The following is a 12,771-nucleotide window of genomic DNA, read 5'->3' as shown; positions in this document are numbered from 1 at the left end:
GATGGCGCGCGAGACTGACAAGCCGGAAAAAGATTACCTGCGGCCCGAAGACCGAATCTTGTGGGAAACGGTCGCGAAAACCGCAAAGCCGCTGATAAAGCCAAAGGCGCGGCAGGACGTGCTTCCCGACTTCAAAGCGTTGATGGCGGAAGAGGAAAAGCGCCCTGCCAAGGCGAAGGTTCAGCCAGTAGTGGAGGCAAGCAAACCGAAGAAAGGCTTGTCGGCGCTCGGTGAAATGCAGGTTCAGTCGCTCGACAGGCCGACGCATCGAAAGCTTGCCAAAGGCCGTGTCGATATTGAAGCCCGCATCGACCTGCACGGTCTGACGCAGGGAGAGGCGCACGGCCTGCTCTATGGATTTTTGGTCAGCGCGCATGCACGCGGCCTGCGTCATGTCATGGTCATCACCGGCAAGGGCCGTTCATTCGGCAGCGAGGGCATTTTGCGGCAGGCGGTGCCGCACTGGTTCTCCACGCCGCTGTTCCGGCTTCTGGTGAGTGCCTATGAGGATGCGGCGCGTCATCATGGCGGGCATGGCGCCCTCTATGTAAAACTTCGTCGCCAGACCCAAAACACGGCGCAGCAGATATTGTCCGGAGGAAACAGGCCGCGATGACGCCATTTGGAATACGCTTGCGCGAGTTGCGGGAAGAACGCGGTGTGACGCAGAAGGACATGGCCGCGGCGCTCCGTGTTTCGCCCGCCTATCTGTCGGCGCTGGAACATGGCCGGCGCGGCCAACCGACATGGGACCTGCTTCAGCGCATCATCACCTATTTCAACATCATCTGGGATGAGGCGGAAGAGTTGCAGAACCTTGCCGCCGTGTCGCATCCGCGCGTGGTGATCGACACGTCGGGCCTCTCGCCGCAGGCAACGGAACTCGCCAATCTTCTGGCACGCAATATCCGCATCATCGACCGTGAGACGATCAGGCATCTGAGCGAGGAAATCGAGGCGGCACGCAAGCGCCGCCGCGGTATCAAGCCCGTTCGGCTTGATTAGAACAGCGCTTTCAGCTCATCGAGCTTCGAATTGACCAGCCAGCCATAGTAGTTTTCCTGTGGCAGGACAGGGTCCTGACCATCCGCCTTTCGCCTGGCATTTTCGTTGGCAAGCGCCCGTGCGCGCGCTTCCGCGCCGCCGGTATTGTAGAGCGTTGCCGTCAGGCCGGGATTCTTCGAAATATCGAAATCAGCGATCTGCCGGTAGGAATTGATCGACTGTTTCAGCGTTGCCGCGATATAGGGCAGCGTGAGATCCGGGTCCATGATCGTCTTGTAGACGGCATTGCCGTCTTCGGCGTCGAGCTTGGGCAGGCCGGAAACGCGGTTCACCATGTCGGACATCTGCAAGGCCGTCAGCGGATTGATCTGGCCAAGGCCGAATGTCTGGCCCGCATAAAAGGGCTGGAAGAACACCGCGCTGAAACGGTTGTTGGGATAGGCATTGCCGCCAACCGATTTGCTACGGAAGTTCTTGTTCCAGACATTCTCGCGGCAGGACCACAGCGCATAGCTGTCCTTGTATTTCAGGCAGTCGGCAAATTCCGGCCGTTTGATGAACTCGCCGATGCTTTCACCATTATAGCCGAAGCTGACGCCCTGGTTCACATAGGACATGGCTTTGACGTAATAGGTTTGCAGCCGGTCATAGACATCGACATTGTAGGTGTGCTCGCCCACGATTGCGCCGACGATGTGAATGGGATCGATACCATAGGCTGCCGCCGTCGATCGGATCTTGGAGCGCAGCGAAGCATCCTTCTTCAGGAGATTATAGATCTTCTGATATTTCTTCTCATAGGTCGTGCTCAGTTCACGCGTGCGCTTGGCGGAGGCGCCGGGAACCGGCGGCTGTTCCGCATTGCGATTGCCGGGAGGCACGACCGTTGCCGCATAGGCGCTCTGGCAGGCAAGGCTGATGGCCAGGACAAATCCGGCAAAGGTGCGTCGCGGCTTTGCGCCCATTATTCTGATCATTGTGAGAAAACGGCCCTGATATGACGACTATTCGGTAAGGTTACGGGGAAAATAAAAAACCCCCCGATGCAAGTCGAGGGGTTTTTGCAGCATTTGCGAAAGCGAATCCGCGCCGTGGCTTTATGGCCACTTTTACAGGATGAAGCGCGACAGATCGGTGTTCTTGGCAAGGCCGCCGATCTTGTCCTTTACATAGGCCGCATCGATAACGAACGTTGCCCCGGTCTTGTCGGGGGCGGTGAATGAAATTTCATCGAGAACGCGTTCCATCACCGTCTGCAAGCGCCGGGCACCGATATTTTCAACCGTCGCATTCAGATCGACGGCGATATCGGCCAGAGCGTCGATGGCGTCGTCGGTGATCTCGAGCTTCACCTCTTCCGTCTCCATCAGCGCGATATACTGCTTGATGAGGCTTGCCTCCGTCTCCGTCAGGATGCGGCGGAAGTCTTCGCGCGTCAGCGCATTGAGCTCCACGCGGATCGGCAGGCGGCCCTGCAATTCCGGCAGCAGATCGGACGGCTTGGATACGTGGAACGCGCCGGATGCGATGAACAGCACGTGGTCGGTTTTCACCGGCCCGTATTTTGTCGCGACCGTCGTGCCTTCCACCAGCGGCAGCAGATCGCGCTGCACGCCTTCCCGCGACACACCGGCACCCATGCCGCCTTCCCGCGATGCGATCTTGTCGATCTCGTCAATGAACACGATGCCTTCGTCCTCGGTGACGCGAAGCGCTTCCTGCACGATCTGGTCCTGATCCAGAAGCTTGTCGGATTCATCGTTGATCAGGATCGGATAGGAATCCTTCACCGTGGTCTTGCGCGTCTTGGTGCGCCCGCCCATCGCCTTGCCCAGCATGTCGGACAGGTTCATGACGCCGATATTAGCGCCCGGCATGCCCGGAATCTCGAAGCTCGGGCCGGAACCGGTATCGGCGACCTCGATTTCGATTTCCTTGTCGTCCATTTCGCCATTGCGCAGCTTCTTGCGGAAACTGTCGCGCGTGGCTGGGCTCGCCGTCTTGCCGACCAGCGCATCCAGCACGCGTTCTTCCGCATTGAGATGCGCCTTGGCCTTCACGTCCTCGCGGCGCTTTTCACGGACGAGCGTGATGGCAACCTCGACAAGATCGCGGACGATCTGCTCGACGTCTCGGCCGACATAGCCGACTTCGGTGAACTTGGTCGCTTCCACCTTGACGAAAGGCGCGCCGGCGAGCTTTGCCAGGCGGCGGGAAATTTCCGTCTTTCCGACGCCGGTTGGCCCGATCATCAGGATGTTCTTCGGCATGACCTCTTCGCGCATCTGGCCTTCGAGCTGCTGGCGGCGCCAGCGGTTGCGCAGCGCAATGGCCACCGCGCGCTTGGCATCGTTCTGCCCGATGATGAAGCGGTCGAGTTCGGAGACGATTTCACGGGGAGAGAAATTACTCATGATTATAACCCACTTTGCCACTGCTTGATGAACTCGAACGGATGCAGCAGCATGATCACGTTGAGCGTAAGATTGTCGCGAATGACGATCAGCGCCAGAACTTCCATAAACAGCGCGATGGCGACGGTTATTTTCACTGGCAGCCTGGCTGCAATCAGGAAGCCGATCATGGCGGCAACCGTATCGGAAACCGAATTCACGATGCTGTCGCCGAAATAGTCCACCGAGGACGTATTGGCGCGATAGCGTTCGATGATGAAATTCGAATTCTCGACCAGTTCCCATGCGGCTTCGATGCCGACCGAAGCCGCAAGCCTCAATCCGAGCGGAGCCCGGGGCGCGATGACCGTGAAAAGCCAGTAGAACAGAAAGCCATGGATGATGTGCGACAGCGTATACCAGTCCGATATATGCTGCGAGTTCTCCGATTTCAGCGAACCCGACCATAATTTTATGGTCCCGCATTCGCACATGGCGATCCGCCCGTCGAGGTAAAGCCAGACGGCCTGTACCGCGAGGATGGCGAGAACGATCAGGGCACCGAGGCCCCAGCGTTGCGCATTCGGTTTTGAGGCCTGCGCCAGCGAACTCATTCTGCGTCCAGGCTTTCCACGATGATATTGTGGTTGGTGTAGATGCAGATATCGGCGGCGATATCCATCGCCCTGCGGGCGATTTCCTCGGCCGACTTGTCGGTGTCGACCAGTGCGCGGGCGGCGGCCAGCGCATAATTGCCGCCCGAACCGATGGCCATCACGCCATGTTCAGGTTCGAGCACGTCGCCAGTGCCGGTCAGCGCCAGCGTCACCTTGCTGTCGGCAACCAGCATCATGGCTTCCAGCTTGCGCAGGTAGCGGTCGGTACGCCAGTCCTTGGCGAGTTCGACCGAAGCGCGCATCAGTTGGTCCGGATATTGTTCGAGCTTCGCTTCAAGGCGTTCCAGAAGGGTGAAGGCGTCGGCGGTGGCGCCGGCGAAACCGGCAATCACATTGCCCTTGCCGATGCGGCGAACTTTTCGCGCATTGCCCTTCATGACGGTTTGGCCCAGCGAAACCTGTCCGTCACCGGCGATGACGACCTTGCCGTCCTTGCGCACGGTAACGATGGTCGTGCCGTAGATTGTCGTGGGATGATGTTCGATCATGGATGCTCCTTTGGCGGCATATGCAATCCCGGAAGGCAATTGCAGATGCCCCTTCATCTAGAGCATTTCCTGTTTTGCTTGGAAATGCTCCGACTGTTTTTAACGCGCATCTTGTTCCGAAAACCGCGTCGCACTTTTCGGGATGCGCTCTGTTGGAGAAACAGGTTCGGCCAGCCACCGGCGGATGAATCGTGCTTCGCTGAGAATATTTAAGAACGTGCGGACGAATTGCAAATGCCGATTTGCAGCCTGCCAAACCGGCAAAAGGAATTGGCAAAGGGAGCAAGCTGTTCTAGAACGCCTCCAAGCTATTGAATGAGGAAAGCTTATGACTGCTGAAAGCACCCGCAAGGCAAGCATCGAACGCTCGACCAAGGAAACGAGCATTGCCGTTTCCGTCGATCTGGACGGCGTCGGCAAGTTCGACATCACCACCGGCGTCGGCTTCTTCGATCATATGCTGGAGCAGCTTTCCCGACATTCGCTCATCGATATGCGCGTCATGGCCAAGGGCGACCTGCATATCGACGATCACCACACGGTCGAGGATACCGGCATTGCGCTCGGACAGGCGATTGCCAAGGCGCTTGGCGAGCGCCGCGGCATCGTGCGCTATGCCTCGATGGACCTTGCCATGGACGATACGCTGACCGGTGCGGCCGTCGATGTATCGGGACGCGCCTTTCTGGTCTGGAACGTCAATTTCACCGCAGCCAAGATCGGCACGTTCGATACTGAACTGGTGCGTGAGTTCTTCCAGGCTTTCGCGATGAATGCAGGCATCACGCTCCATATCAACAATCATTATGGCGCCAACAACCACCATATTGCGGAATCGATCTTCAAGGCGGTGGCAAGGGTTCTGCGCACGGCGCTTGAAACCGATCCGCGCCAGAAGGACGCAATTCCCTCCACCAAGGGTTCACTGAAGGGGTAAGCCATGGCGCAATTCGTCGTTCTTGAACCGGAGGATACTCAAAACCTTGAGCAAGCCGTGTTCGTGCGCGACGGATTCCATGTGCTGGCGCTGGTCCTGCCTTTCGTCTGGCTTCTGACGCAGCGTCTTTGGTTCGAAGCTTTTGCCGTTCTGGGCATCACGATCCTGCTCGGACTTGCCGGAGCCTATTTCGGCATAACCGATGCGGTTCCGCTTCTGACCCTGCTGGTGTCGCTGTTTGTGGCGCTGGAAGGCGTCGACTGGAAGATCGCCAGACTCAGGCGTCAGGGTTTTGTCGAAACGGCGGTCATCGATGCCTCCAATCTGGAGGAAGCAGAGATCCGCTATTTCCACGGCCTCGAAGATGCGGCCCGGCCAGCAGCCTCTCCTGCGGACAAGCCTGCACCGGAATGGGCGCAGCAGACCCCTCGTCCCACCTATTCCTCATTTGGCTCGACGATCGGGTTTGTCGGCCATCGCGGAGAAAACTGAAAATGCGTGTTGCAATCATCGATTACGGCTCCGGCAATCTGCGCTCGGCCACCAAGGCTTTTGAGCGCGCGGCGCATGAGAGCGGTATCGCGGCGGAAATCGACCTGACGGCGGATGCGGCCCGCGTGGCGACGGCTGACCGCATCGTGCTTCCGGGCGTTGGCGCCTATGCCGATTGTCGTCGCGGCCTTCATGCCGTTCCGGGCATGGTGGAAGCGCTGGAAGATGTGGTTTTGAAAAAGGCGCATCCCTTCCTTGGCATCTGCGTGGGCATGCAGCTCATGTCCGAACGCGGGCTTGAAAAGGAAGTCACGCAAGGTCTTGGCTGGATCGCGGGCGATGTGCGTGAAATGACGCCGTCCGATCCTTCGCTCAAGATTCCGCAGATCGGCTGGAACAGGATTCACGTGAAACATTCCCACCCGATCTTCGACGGGATCGACACCGGCGAGAATGGCTTGCATGCCTATTTCGTGCATTCCTATATGTTCGACGCGAAGAACAGCTCGCAAGTGCTGGCCGTGACCGATTATGGCGGCGATGTCACCGCAACGGTCGGCCGCGACAATATGGTGGGCACGCAGTTCCACCCGGAAAAGAGCCAGCTGCTCGGCCTTTCGCTCATTGCCAATTTCCTGAAATGGAAGCCCTGACATTATGATCCTATTTCCCGCCATCGATTTGAAAGACGGTCAATGCGTGCGCCTGAAGCTGGGCGACATGGATCAGGCCACCGTTTACAACGAAGACCCGGCAGCGCAGGCCAAGGCTTTCGAGGATCAGGGTTTTGAGTGGCTGCATGTGGTCGATCTCAACGGGGCCTTTGCTGGCGAAAGCGTCAACGGCAAGGCTGTGGAAGCAATCCTGAAGGCCACGAAAAACCCGGTGCAGCTTGGCGGTGGTATCCGCACGCTCCAGCATATCGAGACCTGGCTTTCCAAGGGGCTGCGCCGCGTCATTCTCGGCACGGTTGCCGTGCGCGATCCGGCGCTGGTGATCGAAGCCTGCAAGGCGTTTCCGGGTCAGGTTGCCGTCGGCATCGACGCCAAGGGCGGTTATGTCGCCGTTGAGGGCTGGGCGGAAGCATCCGAACTCGGCGTGATCGAACTTGCGAAAAAATTCGAAGGTGCTGGCGTTGCCGCCATCATCTATACCGACATTGACCGCGACGGCGTTCTGGCCGGCATCAACTGGGATTCGACGCTGGCTCTGGCAGAAGCCGTTTCCATCCCGGTGATTGCATCGGGTGGCCTGGCTTCCATGGATGACATCAGGCGCCTGGCCGCTCCCGATGCAGCGAAGCTCGAAGGCGCGATTTCCGGTCGCGCGCTTTATGATGGCCGCATCGATCCGGCTGAGGCGCTTTCTGTTCTGAGGGCTTCAGCATGACACTCAAAGCACGCGTAATTCCCTGCCTCGATGTGAAAGACGGACGCGTCGTCAAGGGTGTGAACTTTGTCGATCTGATCGATGCCGGTGATCCGGTGGAAGCTGCCCGCGCCTATGATGCGGCGGGCGCGGACGAACTGTGCTTTCTCGACATCACGGCGTCTTCGGACAATCGCGAGACAATTTTCGATGTCGTCGCCCGCACGGCCGAACAATGCTTCATGCCGCTGACCGTTGGTGGCGGCGTGCGTCAGGTTGCCGATATACGAAAACTGCTTCTGGCCGGTGCCGACAAGGTGTCGATCAACACGGCTGCGGTGAAGAATCCGGAATTTGTTGCCGAAGCCGCCGACAAGTTCGGCGACCAGTGCATCGTGGTTGCCATCGATGCCAAGAAGGTCTCCAGCGCAGGCGAAGCTGACCGTTGGGAAATTTTTACCCATGGTGGACGCCAGACGACGGGCATCAATGCGGTGGAATTTGCGCAGAAGGTGGTAAGCCTCGGTGCCGGTGAAATCCTTTTGACCTCGATGGACCGCGACGGCACCAAGGCCGGTTACGACGTGGCTCTGACGCGGGCCGTGGCCGACAGCGTGCGCGTTCCGGTGATAGCATCGGGCGGCGTCGGTACTCTTGATCATATGGTTGCGGGCATTCGTGACGGCCACGCGACGGCGGTTCTTGCCGCTTCGATTTTCCACTTCGGCACCTATACGATCGGCGAGGCCAAGCGCTATATGGCCGAAGCTGGCATTCCGATGCGGCTCGATCCGGTCCGCTAGAGCATTTCCAGCAAAAGTGCGAAGCGGTTTTGCGTCGGATAATGCGTAAAAACAGACAGATAGAGCGGTTCCAACGTTTCCATTTAAACGGGAACCGCTCTAGAACAAGATTTAAGGAAATCCGATGACTGAGTTCACACTTACCGATCTTGAACGCATCGTCGCGGAGCGTGCCAGTGTGACGGACGGCTCGTCCTATACGGCAAGTCTGGTGGCAAAAGGCCAGTCACGGGCTGCGAAAAAGCTCGGCGAGGAAGCCGTGGAAACGGTCATTGCCGCCGTTGAAGGCAACCGTGCGGAAGTTGTCACCGAAAGCGCTGACCTGCTTTATCACCTGCTGGTGGTTCTCAAGATTGCGGATGTGCCGCTTGATGAGGTTATGCAGGAATTGCAGCGTCGCACGGCGCAGACCGGCCTGGCAGAAAAGGCCAGCCGTCCGAAAGCATGATCCCGTAAGCGAAAACCGGTTTTGGATAAGATCATGCTCAGACAATGGCCTGAGGGACAGACATTCATGTGGGAAAAAGTCGATCAGCTCACCCCGTCACGCTATTCGCCTTACCGTTTCTTCTCCGCCCAGGAATGGGCAGGTTTTCGCGCCGACACGCCGCTCACTTTGACATATGATGAGGTCAAGCGGCTGCGTTCGCTGGGCGATCCCATCGATCTTGACGAAGTGCGGCGCATCTATCTGTCGCTGTCGCGATTGCTGTCGGCGCATGTGGAGGCGAGCCAGCTTCTGTTTGAGCAGCGCAAGCAGTTCCTCAACATGGAGGAGTCGTTCAAGACGCCGTTCATCATCGGCATTGCCGGTTCGGTTGCGGTGGGCAAATCCACGACTGCCCGCATCCTGAAAGAGCTGCTTGCCCGCTGGCCATCGAGCCCGAAGGTCGATCTGGTGACAACCGACGGTTTTCTCTATCCCAATGCGGTCCTGCGCGAGCAGAACATGATGGAGCGCAAGGGCTTTCCCGAAAGCTATGATGTCGGCGCGGTCCTGCGCTTCCTGTCGGCGATCAAGGCGGGCATGAGCCAGGTGCGCGCGCCGCTCTATTCGCATCTGAGCTATGATGTACTGCCCGGCGAATATCAGATCATCGACAAGCCGGATATTCTGATCTTCGAAGGCATCAATGTGTTGCAGGTGCGCGATCTGCCGGAAGACGGCAAGATGGTGCCGTTCGTGTCCGATTTTTTCGATTTCTCCATCTATATCGATGCGGAGCCGCAACTGATCCACAAATGGTATATCGACCGCTTTATGCGGCTGCGGGAGACGGCTTTCGTCAATCCGGAATCCTTCTTCCATCGCTATTCGCAGCTTTCGGAAGATGCGGCGCGCTCGATCGGCGAAGGGCTGTGGAACAATATCAACCTGAAGAATCTCAAGGATAATATCCTGCCGACGCGCCCGCGCGCCGATCTGATCCTGCGCAAGGGCAGCCATCATCTGATCGAGGAAGTGGCGCTGAGAAAGATATAAACGCGCAAGATATGAAAAGGGCCGGTTTATATTTTTTCATTTTCCGGCCCTGTTCATTCAGTGTGTCAACGGTGGAATACGCAGCACCTGCCCCGGATAAATCTTGTCGGGATGCGTCAGCATCGGCTTGTTGGCGTCGAAGATGAGATCGTTTTTGGCGCCGTTTCCCTTGCCATATTGGGCCTCGGCGATCTTCCAGAGATTGTCACCCTTCTTGACCGTGTAGAAAACCGGGTTCGCACCGGTTCCCGCACCGCCCACCTTCAACTCGGAGGCTTCCACCTTGGAAACACCGAGCGAGTTGCCGACGGCGATGACCGCCTTCTCGAATGCCGACTGGTCCTGCACATTGCCTTTCAGCACGGCCTTGTCGCCCTCGACGCTGACCTGCACGTCCTGTGTTCCAAGGTTATGCGAGTCGAGTTCCTTCTTCAGTTCGTCCGCCTTCGGTTCACCATCACCCAGGCCGAGCCTGGTGCCAACCGATTTCACGAAATCGAAAATTCCCATCGGCAATCTCCTTTGTTGCAAAGCAATTATTGTGGAAAAATATTGTAGCCAAACCATCAGCAGGCTAGGCGATTTTCGAGCAATTGCAATGGGGCAGGCCGCGCAGTCGCGCAGGAAACGCCGCATATCCTTATCGAAAATGGTTGATATCTCGCCGAAAGGCGTGATCGCCCGCCAATTCTCGCCGATTTTGCCTTCAAGCCGGGGGACGAGAAGCGTGTCCGTACCGGAATGGCCGTGGAGCATTGGGAGGATGTCCCCTCGCCTGCATTCCCTGAATGGAGATTTTTCGTTCAGTCGAAGGAAACCTTGCCGCGACCCTTCTTGATGTCGGATCGACCGGACTTGGCCTTGAGGCGGCGTTCGACGGAGCCTTTTGTCGGCTTGGTCTTCTTGCGTGGTGGCGGCGGCGGTTCGGCAGCCTTGGCAACAAGTGCGATCAGGCGCTCGCGCGCATCCTCGCGGTTGCGCTCCTGGGTGCGGAAACGATTGGCTTCGATCAGTATATCGCCGTCCTTGGTGCCCTTCTGCCCCGCTAGCTTGAATAGCCGTGACAGAATATCTTCCGGGAGGCCGGATCGCGCTGCATGAAATCGCAGTTGTACGGCGGTCGAAACCTTGTTGACATTCTGGCCGCCGGGGCCGGACGCACGGATAAAGCTTTCCTCCAGATCGTCTTCACGGATCGACAGGCGATTGGTGATGCGGATGATGTTCCGGTTCTCTTCCATGGCGGAAGACATACACTGATTTGGCAGGAGACGAAAATCCCATGCCGAAGCTGGTTCAGGCATAAGAAAGCCCGGCCCGATAAGAAAGCCCGGCCCAATAAGAAAGCCCGGCACTGGGCCGGGCTCTCTCCTCCTCAATATTGCGTGGACGCAAATTATTCGGCAGCGATACGGATCGCGGGAGCCGCGTCCTTGACCTCGTGATCGACATGGCTTTCGAATTTTTCGAAATTCGTGACAAACATGTCGACCAGCTTCCTGGCCTGCGCGTCATAGGCAGCCTTGTCGGACCAGGTCGAGCGCGGATCGAGGATCGACGTGTCCACACCCGGCACTTCGACCGGCACCGCAAAGCCGAAATTCGGATCAATGCGGAATTCTGCATTGTTCAGCGAGCCGTCGAGCGCGGCTGCAAGCAGAGCGCGGGTTGCCTTGATCGGCATGCGCTTGCCAACGCCGTAAGCACCGCCCGTCCAGCCGGTATTGACCAGCCAGCAATCGACCTTGTGCTCGGCGATCAGCTTGCGCAGAAGATTGCCATATTCCGACGGATGGCGCGGCATGAACGGTGCGCCGAAGCAGGTCGAGAAGGTGGCTTCCGGTTCGGTCACGCCCTTTTCGGTGCCGGCAACCTTGGCCGTGTAGCCGGACAGGAAGTGGTACATGGCCTGTGCTGGCGTCAGCTTGGCGATCGGAGGCATCACGCCGAAGGCGTCGGCGGTCAGCATGATGATGTTCTTCGGCTGGCCGCCCTTCCCCGTCTTCGAAGCATTCGGGATGAAGTCGAGCGGATAGGCGCAACGGGTGTTTTCCGTCAGCGAGCCATCATCGAAGTCCGGCTGGCGGTTTTCGTCGAGAACGACATTTTCCAGCACCGTGCCGAAACGCTGCGTGGTTGCGTAGATTTCCGGCTCCGCTTCGGCGGACAGGCGGATGGTCTTGGCGTAGCAGCCGCCTTCGAAATTGAAGATGCCATGTTCGCCCCAGCCATGCTCGTCATCGCCGATCAGCGTGCGGGTCGGATCGGCCGAAAGCGTGGTCTTGCCGGTGCCGGACAGGCCGAAGAAGACGGCGGTGTCGCCGTTCGGGCCTTCATTGGCCGAGCAGTGCATCGGCATCACGCCCTTGGCGGGCAGAATGTAGTTGAGCGCCGTGAAGACCGACTTCTTCATTTCGCCGGCATAGGAGGTGCCGCCGATCAGCACGATCTTGCGGGTCAGGTCAACGGCGATCACCGTTTCGGTGCGCACGCCATAGCGTTCCGGATCGGCCTTGAAGGATGGCAGATCGATGATGGTCATTTCCGGTATATAGGAAGCCAGCGCTTCCTGTTCCGGACGGATCAGCAGGTTGCGGATGAACAGCGAATGCCAGGCATATTCGGTGATGACCCGGGCATTGATCTTGTTGTCGGCATCGGCGCCGCCGATCAGATCCTGCACGAAAAGTTCCTTGCCCTTCGCGTGGTCGATGAAATCGGCATAGAGCAGCTCGAAGGCCTCGCGGCTCATCGGCTTGTTGTTGTCCCACCAGACGTGATCTTCCGTGTCGGCATCGCGCACCACGAACTTGTCCTTCGGCGAACGGCCCGTATGCTGGCCGGTGCGTGCGACAAGCGCACCCTGCGCCGATAGTTCGGCTTCGCCCCGGCGGACGGTTTCTTCATAGAGCCGGGCGGCTCCGAGATTGTAAAAGACTGCGGAGAGTCCCTTCAGTCCTGAAGTGGCAATGGAAGCGGCCGTGTTGTGAATGCCGGTCTCTCTCATGATGTCTCCGCCATATGGTTTGACAATTGATCGGTCTCTTTTCGCGCTTACCGTTTGATCGCGAAACAGAGGATGGCAGTGAGAAACAGATTAATCGTGACAATTCAAATATTTAATC

At 58.2% G+C, this 12,771-nt stretch carries 16 protein-coding genes; 9 read left to right on the top strand and 7 right to left on the bottom strand.

Translation table 11 applies throughout. The features are described from left to right. Position 1 precedes the first annotated feature (1 nt). Together AVM02_RS06430 and AVM02_RS06425 are read left to right on the top strand one after the other, a co-directional pair. Entirely contained in the window at positions 2–616 is a 615-nt protein-coding gene (locus tag AVM02_RS06430) for a Smr/MutS family protein (RefSeq protein WP_411506148.1), read from the top strand. Further along, the gene (locus AVM02_RS06425) at positions 613–1,005 is read left to right on the top strand and encodes a helix-turn-helix domain-containing protein (protein ID WP_411506147.1); all 393 of its coding nucleotides are present in this window, start codon (positions 613–615) and stop codon (positions 1,003–1,005) included. The genes AVM02_RS06430 and AVM02_RS06425 overlap by 4 nt, the downstream gene beginning before the upstream one ends. Here the strand turns inward: AVM02_RS06425 and AVM02_RS06420 are convergent. From AVM02_RS06420 to hslV, 4 genes are all read right to left on the bottom strand, one after another. Next, a complete protein-coding gene (locus AVM02_RS06420) occupies positions 1,002–1,982 on the bottom strand; it encodes a DUF1402 family protein (protein ID WP_411506146.1) in 981 nt (326 codons plus the stop codon). The two genes, AVM02_RS06425 and AVM02_RS06420, sit on opposite strands and share 4 nt — an antisense overlap. A 132-nt stretch (positions 1,983–2,114) precedes the next feature. Then, a complete protein-coding gene (gene hslU, locus AVM02_RS06415) occupies positions 2,115–3,419 on the bottom strand; it encodes an ATP-dependent protease ATPase subunit HslU (RefSeq protein ID WP_411506145.1) in 1,305 nt (434 codons plus the stop codon). 2 nt (positions 3,420–3,421) lie between these two features. Continuing rightward, positions 3,422–4,012: a DUF2585 domain-containing protein gene (locus tag AVM02_RS06410; protein WP_411506144.1), complete on the bottom strand. Its 591-nt coding sequence runs from the start codon at positions 4,010–4,012 to the stop codon at positions 3,422–3,424. Beyond that, entirely contained in the window at positions 4,009–4,563 is a 555-nt protein-coding gene (hslV, locus tag AVM02_RS06405; RefSeq protein ID WP_411506143.1) for an ATP-dependent protease subunit HslV, read from the bottom strand. The genes AVM02_RS06410 and hslV overlap by 4 nt, the downstream gene beginning before the upstream one ends. A gap of 328 nt (positions 4,564–4,891) precedes the next feature. Between hslV and hisB the strand changes: the two genes are divergently transcribed. The 7 genes from hisB to coaA all read left to right on the top strand — a co-directional run bounded on the left by hisB (position 4,892) and on the right by coaA (position 9,646). After that, the gene (gene hisB / locus AVM02_RS06400; RefSeq protein ID WP_411506142.1) at positions 4,892–5,500 is read left to right on the top strand and encodes an imidazoleglycerol-phosphate dehydratase HisB; all 609 of its coding nucleotides are present in this window, start codon (positions 4,892–4,894) and stop codon (positions 5,498–5,500) included. Between the two features lie 3 nt (positions 5,501–5,503). Next, on the top strand, positions 5,504–5,992 hold the full coding sequence (locus AVM02_RS06395) for a DUF2628 domain-containing protein (RefSeq protein ID WP_411506141.1): 489 nt from the start codon (positions 5,504–5,506) through the stop codon (positions 5,990–5,992). A gap of 2 nt (positions 5,993–5,994) precedes the next feature. Next, the gene (gene hisH, locus AVM02_RS06390) at positions 5,995–6,645 is read left to right on the top strand and encodes an imidazole glycerol phosphate synthase subunit HisH (RefSeq protein WP_411506140.1); all 651 of its coding nucleotides are present in this window, start codon (positions 5,995–5,997) and stop codon (positions 6,643–6,645) included. 4 nt (positions 6,646–6,649) lie between these two features. Then, a complete protein-coding gene (hisA, locus tag AVM02_RS06385) occupies positions 6,650–7,381 on the top strand; it encodes a 1-(5-phosphoribosyl)-5-[(5-phosphoribosylamino)methylideneamino]imidazole-4-carboxamide isomerase (RefSeq protein WP_411506139.1) in 732 nt (243 codons plus the stop codon). Beyond that, positions 7,378–8,163 carry an imidazole glycerol phosphate synthase subunit HisF gene (hisF, locus tag AVM02_RS06380; protein WP_411506138.1) on the top strand — a complete coding sequence of 262 codons (786 nt, stop codon included), beginning with the start codon at positions 7,378–7,380 and terminating at the stop codon, positions 8,161–8,163. Before hisA ends, hisF begins: the two co-directional genes overlap by 4 nt. A 124-nt stretch (positions 8,164–8,287) precedes the next feature. After that, a complete protein-coding gene (locus AVM02_RS06375; protein WP_411506137.1) occupies positions 8,288–8,611 on the top strand; it encodes a phosphoribosyl-ATP diphosphatase in 324 nt (107 codons plus the stop codon). A 66-nt stretch (positions 8,612–8,677) separates the two neighbouring features. Then, the gene (coaA, locus tag AVM02_RS06370; RefSeq protein WP_411506236.1) at positions 8,678–9,646 is read left to right on the top strand and encodes a type I pantothenate kinase; all 969 of its coding nucleotides are present in this window, start codon (positions 8,678–8,680) and stop codon (positions 9,644–9,646) included. A 57-nt stretch (positions 9,647–9,703) separates the two neighbouring features. On the opposite strand, the gene lysM is transcribed toward coaA, so the two are convergent. The 3 genes from lysM to AVM02_RS06355 form a co-directional block, all read right to left on the bottom strand. Further along, on the bottom strand, positions 9,704–10,156 hold the full coding sequence (gene lysM, locus AVM02_RS06365; RefSeq protein ID WP_411506136.1) for a peptidoglycan-binding protein LysM: 453 nt from the start codon (positions 10,154–10,156) through the stop codon (positions 9,704–9,706). Between the two features lie 293 nt (positions 10,157–10,449). After that, positions 10,450–10,899: an alternative ribosome rescue aminoacyl-tRNA hydrolase ArfB gene (arfB, locus tag AVM02_RS06360; protein WP_411506235.1), complete on the bottom strand. Its 450-nt coding sequence runs from the start codon at positions 10,897–10,899 to the stop codon at positions 10,450–10,452. Between the two features lie 143 nt (positions 10,900–11,042). Beyond that, positions 11,043–12,653 (bottom strand): phosphoenolpyruvate carboxykinase, encoded by a 1,611-nt coding sequence (locus tag AVM02_RS06355; protein WP_411506135.1) that lies wholly within the window; start codon positions 12,651–12,653, stop codon positions 11,043–11,045. Positions 12,654–12,771 lie beyond the last annotated feature (118 nt).

The organism is Brucella anthropi (genome assembly GCF_046630315.1).
GTDB lineage: Bacteria > Pseudomonadota > Alphaproteobacteria > Rhizobiales > Rhizobiaceae > Brucella > Brucella anthropi_A.
The sequence above is the reverse complement of the archived record's forward strand: the minus strand, read 5'-3'. Positions and strand labels throughout refer to the sequence as shown.

Excerpts from the sequence above, each read along its gene's own strand:
- AVM02_RS06430 (WP_411506148.1), top strand. The coding sequence starts at position 2 with ATGGCGCGCGAGACTGACAAGCCGGAAAAAGATTACCTGCGGCCCGAA.
- AVM02_RS06425 (WP_411506147.1), top strand. The coding sequence starts at position 613 with ATGACGCCATTTGGAATACGCTTGCGCGAGTTGCGGGAAGAACGCGGT.
- AVM02_RS06420 (WP_411506146.1), bottom strand. The coding sequence starts at position 1,982 with ATGATCAGAATAATGGGCGCAAAGCCGCGACGCACCTTTGCCGGATTT.
- hslU (WP_411506145.1), bottom strand. The coding sequence starts at position 3,419 with ATGAGTAATTTCTCTCCCCGTGAAATCGTCTCCGAACTCGACCGCTTC.
- AVM02_RS06410 (WP_411506144.1), bottom strand. The coding sequence starts at position 4,012 with ATGAGTTCGCTGGCGCAGGCCTCAAAACCGAATGCGCAACGCTGGGGC.
- hslV (WP_411506143.1), bottom strand. The coding sequence starts at position 4,563 with ATGATCGAACATCATCCCACGACAATCTACGGCACGACCATCGTTACC.
- hisB (WP_411506142.1), top strand. The coding sequence starts at position 4,892 with ATGACTGCTGAAAGCACCCGCAAGGCAAGCATCGAACGCTCGACCAAG.
- AVM02_RS06395 (WP_411506141.1), top strand. The coding sequence starts at position 5,504 with ATGGCGCAATTCGTCGTTCTTGAACCGGAGGATACTCAAAACCTTGAG.
- hisH (WP_411506140.1), top strand. The coding sequence starts at position 5,995 with ATGCGTGTTGCAATCATCGATTACGGCTCCGGCAATCTGCGCTCGGCC.
- hisA (WP_411506139.1), top strand. The coding sequence starts at position 6,650 with ATGATCCTATTTCCCGCCATCGATTTGAAAGACGGTCAATGCGTGCGC.
- hisF (WP_411506138.1), top strand. The coding sequence starts at position 7,378 with ATGACACTCAAAGCACGCGTAATTCCCTGCCTCGATGTGAAAGACGGA.
- AVM02_RS06375 (WP_411506137.1), top strand. The coding sequence starts at position 8,288 with ATGACTGAGTTCACACTTACCGATCTTGAACGCATCGTCGCGGAGCGT.
- coaA (WP_411506236.1), top strand. The coding sequence starts at position 8,678 with ATGTGGGAAAAAGTCGATCAGCTCACCCCGTCACGCTATTCGCCTTAC.
- lysM (WP_411506136.1), bottom strand. The coding sequence starts at position 10,156 with ATGGGAATTTTCGATTTCGTGAAATCGGTTGGCACCAGGCTCGGCCTG.
- arfB (WP_411506235.1), bottom strand. The coding sequence starts at position 10,899 with ATGTCTTCCGCCATGGAAGAGAACCGGAACATCATCCGCATCACCAAT.
- AVM02_RS06355 (WP_411506135.1), bottom strand. The coding sequence starts at position 12,653 with ATGAGAGAGACCGGCATTCACAACACGGCCGCTTCCATTGCCACTTCA.